General features: G+C 65.7%; 6 protein-coding genes and 1 pseudogene. 5 read left to right on the top strand and 2 right to left on the bottom strand.

The window, feature by feature from the left end:
- The 3 genes from ACTJI6_RS18905 to purU form a co-directional block, all read left to right on the top strand.
- Positions 1 to 554 (top strand): electron transfer flavoprotein subunit alpha/FixB family protein (locus ACTJI6_RS18905; RefSeq protein ID WP_440802885.1); only part of this gene is annotated, 554 nt, incomplete at its 5' end.
- Between the two features lie 13 nt (positions 555 to 567).
- The gene (gene folD, locus ACTJI6_RS18910; protein WP_440802887.1) at positions 568 to 1,455 is read left to right on the top strand and encodes a bifunctional methylenetetrahydrofolate dehydrogenase/methenyltetrahydrofolate cyclohydrolase FolD; all 888 of its coding nucleotides are present in this window, start codon (positions 568 to 570) and stop codon (positions 1,453 to 1,455) included.
- 52 nt (positions 1,456 to 1,507) lie between these two features.
- Entirely contained in the window at positions 1,508 to 2,392 is an 885-nt protein-coding gene (gene purU, locus ACTJI6_RS18915; RefSeq protein ID WP_440802890.1) for a formyltetrahydrofolate deformylase, read from the top strand.
- Between the two features lie 18 nt (positions 2,393 to 2,410).
- Here purU and ACTJI6_RS18920 read toward each other — a convergent pair whose 3' ends face one another.
- A complete protein-coding gene (locus tag ACTJI6_RS18920) occupies positions 2,411 to 3,289 on the bottom strand; it encodes a LysR family transcriptional regulator (protein WP_440800626.1) in 879 nt (292 codons plus the stop codon).
- A 141-nt stretch (positions 3,290 to 3,430) separates the two neighbouring features.
- On the opposite strand from ACTJI6_RS18920, the gene ACTJI6_RS18925 reads away from it, so the two are divergent.
- Together ACTJI6_RS18925 and ACTJI6_RS18930 are read left to right on the top strand one after the other, a co-directional pair.
- Positions 3,431 to 4,690, top strand: coding sequence for an aromatic ring-hydroxylating oxygenase subunit alpha (locus ACTJI6_RS18925; RefSeq protein WP_440800624.1), 1,260 nt, complete (start codon positions 3,431 to 3,433; stop codon positions 4,688 to 4,690).
- Entirely contained in the window at positions 4,687 to 5,730 is a 1,044-nt protein-coding gene (locus ACTJI6_RS18930) for a 2Fe-2S iron-sulfur cluster-binding protein (RefSeq protein ID WP_440800621.1), read from the top strand. The genes ACTJI6_RS18925 and ACTJI6_RS18930 overlap by 4 nt, the downstream gene beginning before the upstream one ends.
- A gap of 60 nt (positions 5,731 to 5,790) precedes the next feature.
- Here the strand turns inward: ACTJI6_RS18930 and ACTJI6_RS18935 are convergent.
- Positions 5,791 to 6,135: pseudogene (locus ACTJI6_RS18935) on the bottom strand (DDE-type integrase/transposase/recombinase); the annotation flags it as partial.
- Between the last annotated feature and the right edge of the window lie 268 nt (positions 6,136 to 6,403).

A 6,403-nucleotide genomic window follows, 5' to 3' on the forward strand; every position in this document is an offset into this window, starting at 1 on the left:
GCCCGGTCTATGCCGGCAACGCCATCCAGACGGTGCGGTCGAAGGACGCGAAGAAGGTGCTGACGATCCGCACCGCCAGCTTCGAGGCGGCGGGCGCGGGCGGCTCCGCGCCGGTCGCGGATGCGGCCCTGGCGGAGGACCCGGCGCTGTCGGGCTGGCTGAATGACGAGGTGGCGGCGTCGGACCGGCCGGAGCTGACCTCGGCGGGCCGGGTGGTCTCGGGCGGCCGCGGCGTCGGCTCGAAAGAGCAGTTCGCGATCATCGAGGCCCTGGCCGACAAGCTGGGCGCGGCGGTGGGCGCCTCGCGCGCGGCGGTCGATTCGGGCTATGCTCCGAACGACTGGCAGGTCGGCCAGACCGGCAAGGTGGTGGCGCCCGAACTGTATGTGGCGGTCGGCATCTCGGGCGCCATCCAGCACCTGGCGGGCATGAAGGACAGCAAGGTCATCGTCGCCATCAACAAGGACGAGGAAGCCCCCATCTTCCAGATCGCAGACTACGGACTGGTGGGAGACCTCTTTACCGTGGTGCCGGAAATCACAGCGAAGCTGTAAGGGGGACAACAGGATGGACATGAAGACGGCATCGCTGATCGACGGCAAGGCCTTCGCGGCGGACATCCGCGCACGGGTCGCCCACCTGACGACCAGACAAGGCGTCACCCCCGGACTGGCGGTGGTCCTGGTCGGCGAGGATCCGGCCAGCCAGGTCTATGTCCGCAACAAGGGCAGGCAGACGGTCGAGGTCGGCATGAACAGCTTTGAACACAAGCTGCCCGCCGACACGCCGCAGGCCGAGTTGATGGGTCTGATCGCCCGACTGAACGCCGATCCGGCCGTGCATGGCATCCTGGTGCAACTGCCCCTGCCCGGCCATCTGGACCCCGAGGCCGTCATCAATGCCATCGACCCGGCCAAGGACGTGGACGGGTTCCATATCCTTAATGTCGGGCGTCTGGCCACCGGGCAAAGGGCCATGGTGCCCTGCACGCCCCTGGGCTGCCTTCTGATGCTGAAGGATCGGCTGGGCGATCTTGCCGGGCTGGATGCGGTGGTCGTCGGCCGGTCCAACATCGTCGGCAAGCCGATGGCGCAACTGCTGGTGAAGGAAAGCTGCACCGTAACCATCGCCCATTCCCGCACCAGGGATCTGGCCGAGGTCTGCCGCGGCGCCGACATCCTGGTCGCCGCCGTGGGCAGGCCCCGGATGATCCGGGGCGACTGGATCAAGCCCGGCGCCACGGTTATCGACGTGGGCATCAACCGGATCGAGGAAGACGGCCGCGCCCGGCTGGTCGGCGACGTGGATTTCGACAGCGCCGTGCAGGTCGCGGGGGCCATCACCCCGGTGCCGGGCGGCGTGGGTCCGATGACCATCGCCTGCCTTCTGGCCAATACGCTGACCGCCTGTTGCCGCGCGAACGGTCTGCCCGAGCCGGAGGGACTGACCGCCTGATCCGCGCCTCCATGACCAATCTTCGCCAGCAGAATCGAGAGAGGAAACCCTCGTGACCCAATACTGCCTGACCGTCGCCTGTCCCTCCACGCGGGGCATCGTTGCCGCCATCTCGGGCTATCTGGCCGAAAAGGGCTGCAACATCACCGATTCCAGCCAGTTCGACGACATGGAGAACGGTCGCTTCTTCATGCGGACCAGCTTCCGGTCCGAGGATGGCGTGGAGATCGAGGATCTGCGCCGCGACTTTGCCGAGACCGCCGAACGCTTCGACATGGTCCACGCCTTCCACGACGAATCGCGCAAGATGAAGGTCATCATCATGGTGTCGCGCTTCGGTCATTGCCTGAACGACCTGCTGTACCGCTGGCGGATCGGCGCGCTGCCGATCGACATCGTGGCGGTGATTTCCAACCACATGGATTACCAGAAGGTCGTGGTGAACCATGACCTGCCTTACTACTGCATCAAGGTCACCAAGGAGAACAAGGCCCAGGCCGAAGCCGAACAGATGCGCATCGTCCGCGACACCGGGGCCGAGCTGATCGTGCTGGCGCGCTATATGCAGGTGCTGTCGGACCAGATGTGCCAGGCCATGTCCGGGCGGATCATCAACATCCACCATTCCTTCCTGCCCAGCTTCAAGGGCGCCAACCCCTACAAGCAGGCCTATGAGCGCGGCGTGAAGCTGATCGGCGCGACCAGCCATTACGTGACCGCCGACCTGGACGAAGGCCCCATCATCGAGCAGGACACGGTGCGCGTGACCCATGCGCAGTCGCCGGGCGACTATGTGTCCTTGGGCCGCGATGTCGAGGCGCAGGTGCTGGCCCGCGCGATCCACGCGCATATCCACCACCGGGTGTTCCTGAACGGCGAAAAGACCGTGGTCTTCCCGCCCTCGCCCGGAAGCTATGCCAGCGAACGGATGGGGTGACGCCCCGGCCCGACCGGCCTATTCCGGTCGCCTGCCATCGGTCCCGGCCTGGTCCCTGAACCAGTGCACGGCGACGGCGGTCTCGTGCCGCTGGGGGGTCATCGGGATCAGGTAGAAGGCGCCCGGCGCGGGAATCGCGGGGGCGGGGATCGGCGCCAGCCCTTCGACCGGACGGTCGCGCCCATCCTCGACCTGCCAGACCAGCACCACCCCCTCGCCCTGCTGGGCGGCGATGATGGCGTCGTGATAGCGGCTGACCGAGAGCGTGGGCGGCGGCAGCGCGCCCTGCGGCAGGACGATCCGCCGCCAGTCCTCCCAGCTGATCCAGTCCCGGTCCGGCGTGTCGTAATGGATCAGCGGCGCGGCGGCCATGTCCTCGGGCCGCCGGACGGGATGACGCGCCAGGAAATCCGGCGAGGCCATGGCCCGGACCTGCGCGCCGAACAGGCGGATCGCCTGCGGATCCGGCGCGACAGTCAGATAGCGGATCAGCAGGTCCGAGCCCTGGACATGCCGACCATCCAGATCGTCCTGCGCGGCGATCCGCAGGCTGATCCCCGGATGGCTGCGGCGGAAATCGGGCATCCGCTCCATCAGCCAGAACCGCGACAGCGCAGAGGACAGCGTCAGGATCAACGGCTGCGGCTGGACCTTGCGGATCTCGGCCATGGTCCCGGCGATCGAGGACAGCGCGTCATGGGCGCTGACCGCCAGCCGCCGCCCGGCCGGCGTCGGCTCTACATGGCGGTGGCGGCGCAGGAACAGCGCCACGCCCAGCCATTCCTCCAGCGCGGCGATCTGCTTGCTGACGGCGGCCTGGCTGACGCCAAGTTCCTCGGCGGCGGCGGTGAAGCTGCCGTGGCGCGCGGCAGCCTCGAAGGCGAAGATCGGGGCCAACGGGCCGATCTGATGGCGGAATTTTGACATAACCTGAGGATATGGGACGGTGGAAAATTAGTCCAGTTGCCAGCATGGACCGCTCTGGGCATCACTGTCCAATACTCCTCCAAGCCGGTCCTTTATTGCCAGGATAGAGCCATGACCCTCCATATCACCGCGCCCCTGTCCGATCTGGTCGCCAGCTATCAGCGCGGCCATACCCTGCCCGCCGCCTTCTATACCGCGCCCGAACTGTTCGAGACCGATCTGGACGTGTTCTTTCACCGCCACTGGATCATGGTGGGCGTGACGGCCGAGATCCCCGAGCCGGGCGACGTGCGAAAGGTGGATATCGGCCGCAATTCTATCCTGCTGCTGCGCGACGACGACATGCAGGTGCGCGCCTTCCACAACGTTTGCCGCCACCGCGGCGCGCGCATCGTCAGCGAGGAGCAGACCTCGGTCGGCCGCCTGGTCTGCCCCTATCACCAATGGTCCTATGACCTGACGGGCGAACTGGTCCATGCCGCCCATATGGGCAAGGGCCTGGACCGGTCCTGCCACGGACTGAAACCCGTCAACCTGAAGGTGATCAGCGGCATCATCTTCATCTGCATCGCCGACGAGGCCCCGGCCGATATCGAGGAGATCGCGGATATCCTGGGCGCCCGGCTGCAACCCTTCCGTCTGGACGAGGCCAGGGTCGCCCATGCCAAGACCATCGTCGAGCCGGGGAACTGGAAGCTGAGCGTCGACAACAACCGTGAATGTTATCACTGCGAAGGCTCGCATCCCGAACTGATCAACACCTTCGTCGGTCTCGACATCGGCTTCGACCCCGATGAGCTGGGGGATGAGGAAAAGGCCGAATATGCCGAGCATTGCCGGATCGCCGCCGCCCAGGTCGCGGAATGGGAGGCGCAGGGCTTCGCCTCGCGCGCCGTCGAATTCTACGAGGGGCACGAGACGATGATGCGCACCGAACGCTTCGTCATCGCCGGAGCGGGGGAATCGCACACGCTGGACGGCAAGGCCGCCTGTCGCAAGCTGCTGGGCGGCCTGACCGATCCGCGCTTTGGCGACATGCACCTGCATACCCATAACTCGTGGTCGCATTTCTTTGCCGATCATGCGGTGATCAGCTGGATCATCCCCCTGGCCCCCGACCAGACCGAACTGCGCACCGTCTGGCTGGTCAACAAGGATGCGCGCGAGGGGGAGGATTATGACCTCGACCGCCTGACCGAGGTGTGGATCGCCACCAACCAGCAGGATGCCGATCTGGTCACCATCGCCCAGCAGGGCGTGTCCTCGGTCGCCTATCAGCCCGGCCCCCTGTCGCAATTCTGCGAGACGGCGGTGGACCGCAACATCGCCTGGTATGTCGAACGCCTGCGCAAGCACGGGTTCGGGGAATGAACGACCTGCCGCCCCCCTTCGAGATCGAGACCTTCGAACTGGACTGCATCGCCGCGCGGCAGGAGACCCCCACCGTCAAGACCTATGTCTTCCGCCTGCCCCCCGGCGCCCTTACGTTCGAGCCGGGACAGTTCATGAACTTCGTCTTCCCGCTGGGCGGCGAGGATCATGCTCGCAGCTATTCCATCTCGTCCTCGGCGCTGACCGCGGGGCTGGTCTCGATCACCGTCAAGAAAGTGCCGGGCGGGCTGGTGTCGAACTGGCTCTTCGACAAGATGAGTCCGGGAATGCGGGTCCGCGCCTCCGGCCCTGCCGGAAGTTTCTGCTGCGGGCTGCCGCCGCGCGGCCCGGTGTTGCTGCTGACGGCGGGCAGCGGCATCACCCCCGCCGCTTCGATGCTGCGCAGCCTGGCGGATCACGGATCTGCAGCGGACCTGGTGCTGATCCATTTCGCCTCCGCGCCCGAGGAGATGATCTTTGCCGATGAGATGCGGACCTGGGCGCGCGCCCTGCCCGGCCTGCGCGTCATCCCGGTGGTCACCCGGCACCAGCCCGGCGCCGGCTGGGTTGGCCCGGTAGGGCGGCTCTCCGCGCCGCTGCTTCAGGGGCTGGTGCCCGATCTGGCCTCGCGCATGGTCTATTGCTGCGGCCCGGCGGGATTCATGGATCTAGCGGGCAGGCTGACCGCCGAACTGGGCCTGCCGGCGGGGCAGTTCCTGACCGAAAGCTTCGACCGCCTGTCCGCGGACGACCCTGCCCCGGCCGATGCCGCCGCTCCGGCCTTTCACGCGACCTTCGCCCGGGCGGGTATCGAGGGTCTGGTTACAAGCGACACCACGCTGCTCAAGGCGGCCAAGGCGATGGGCGTCCGCATCCAGAGTTCCTGCGGCAAGGGGGTCTGCGGTACCTGCCGGGTCAAGCTGATCTCCGGCACGGTGGACCTGCGCCATCAGGGCGGTATCAAACAGCGCGAGATCGATCAGGGCTTCATCCTGGCCTGCTGCTCACGGCCCACGTCTGACGTGGTGATCGACAAGTAAGCTTGTCGGTTCTGTCGCAAACCTCCCAGCAGGATGAGCAGAGCCGTCCGGTAGACATGGCTAAGCTGCGAGCGCCGCGAAGGTCTGGAAGGCGGTGGCGCCATTGGCGGGTATCTGGCCCTTGCGGATCATGTGGGCGGTCTCGATCCCGGCGATGGTGGCCGCGGCTGAATGGAACGCCTTGAAGCCCATCATCGGGCCGGTGATCCGCATGATGAAGCGGTGATCCTGTTCAAGAATATTGTTCAGGTATTTGACCTGTCGCACCACGATGGTGCGCCCGTCAGCGGTAAATTTAAGGATCATGTTCAACGCTTGCAGGCTGGCCAAGTTCGCGCCGCTCTTGTCGATGACGACCCGGTCGGGCATGCCGTTGGTGCTGATCGCTCGCCTGAAAAAGCGCCGGACACCCGCCGAGGTCTTCAAGGACAACCTGCTGGGACGCGGCTACAGGACGGCAAAACTCTCACGCCAACCGAAGTCGCATTTGGGCTAGCGCCTCCATAGCGCATCCAGACTGCTGAAAAGCAGGGCACGTCCGTGTTCATGGCGGTTTGAAGATTGACAGAGAGTGTCCGATCTTCTGTGTATGAGTGATCCGGTCCATGCTTCACCGAAAGGAAGCATGCATGACGATCTCCAAGGAACTTCTGGATGAACTGCTGAAGGGTGT

The sequence above is a fragment of the Paracoccus sp. 22332 genome, assembly GCF_052045125.1.
Lineage (GTDB): Bacteria > Pseudomonadota > Alphaproteobacteria > Rhodobacterales > Rhodobacteraceae > Paracoccus > Paracoccus haematequi_A.